Annotated in this window: 1 protein-coding gene; it reads left to right on the forward strand. The window is 64.2% G+C overall.

The features are described from left to right. Positions 1-664: 664 nt before the first annotated feature. A partial coding sequence (locus tag U9980_RS02955) for a hypothetical protein (RefSeq protein ID WP_322766574.1) occupies positions 665-981 on the forward strand: 317 nt, incomplete at its 3' end.

Below are 981 nucleotides of genomic sequence, written 5' to 3' on the forward strand. Positions count from 1 at the left end.
CGGAAAAGATCCGCACGCGCGGCCTCGCCGCGCCATGATCCCTTGGCTTCCTTGTCCCCCCCAAGTCGGCTCCCCGCATCAGGCGGAGATCGACCCGATCACAGTTTCCAACTCTGTCCTCGCCGCATTTCCTGACCGTCTCGTCATGGCAAATTCGCCATGTCCGGTGGGTGGCCAGTTGGTGGAGCCGGTCGTAGCCGGCGAACGGCCATCGGTTGTGTGGCTGTTGGTGTAATGTTTTTCTTCTGAACAACGGCACTGTGATCTGGAAACGTTTAGTGTATAGACTTTGAACGTCGGCTGAATTGCCGAGTTCCGATCCGGGTTCCGATCCGGGAGCCGGATCAAAGGTCGGTCCGTCGGGTTTTCATGATCGAATATTTCCAATCGGCTGACGTGCTGGAGTGACGGCGCTCTCTCCGTATAACGTGCACAAGCACGAGGGCGCGAGGATCGCCCAGGGGGAACAACGGTCGGCAGCGGTGGCATCCGGCGGGCCGAAGGTGGTCCGATCATGCTTTTCGCGCATCGCCGAGTGGCTTGTACGAAGTAGCTGTGATCGGGTGCCCCCGCTTTGCGGGCCTGCGGCACACGGGGGCGGAGACTGAATTCCTGATTCCTGTCGGGGATGGGTATGCACAACAGTCCGGATGAACGGAGGAGCATGCAGTCACAGCGGGGCGGGCACGAGATGCGGCACCTCGCGCACATCGTCCTGGTCACCAGCATGGCGGTGGGCGGGTTGAGCGGTTCGCAAGGCCCCGTGTCGGCGTCCTGGCTGCCGTCGCCGGTCCGGGCTGCGACCACCCGGACGCCCGGGTCCGTTCTCGGCTCCGGGCTCTACGGCGACTGGACAGGGCGACCGGACGCCACACTGCGGGCTGACCTGCGCGACCTTGTTCGCCAGGCGCAGGCGGTGCCGGAGCTCATCGGCGACCCGTTCACGACACCGGGGACGGCCACCACACCGGGGATGCCTAG

Origin of the sequence: Protofrankia sp. Cr1, assembly GCF_963555865.1 — a bacterium.
Taxonomy (GTDB): Bacteria; Actinomycetota; Actinomycetes; order Frankiales; family Frankiaceae; genus Protofrankia.